We start from the raw sequence: 243 nt of genomic DNA, 5'->3' as shown, positions 1-243 counted from the left end.
GGTTGTCTGACTCACCTTATCGTAAAGAGATGATAATTAACGTATTAGAGCATATGATTTTACCTGTGCTCACCCTCGCGTTAGCGCCAACAACGGAAGTCATTCGCTTGGTGAGAAACAGTACGGAGGAAATCGCGAACGAAAACTACATAAAAGCTGCTGCAATTCGCGGGCTTTCACGCATGAAAATCATTCGCCGCCATATTTTTCATAATGCTATCCCCCCAATTATTCCCAAACTTG

Annotated in this window: 1 protein-coding gene; it reads left to right on the top strand. The window is 43.6% G+C overall.

Annotation, left to right across the window (positions count from 1 at the left end; translation table 11 throughout):
• On the top strand, window positions 1–243 hold a 243-nt coding region (locus tag B4920_RS27585), incomplete at both ends, for an ABC transporter permease subunit (protein ID WP_139379761.1).

The organism is Zoogloea sp. LCSB751, from assembly GCF_002028455.1.
Lineage (GTDB): Bacteria > Pseudomonadota > Gammaproteobacteria > Burkholderiales > Rhodocyclaceae > Zoogloea.
Note: the sequence above shows the minus strand (reverse complement) of the source record. Positions and strands in the feature narration are given on the sequence as shown.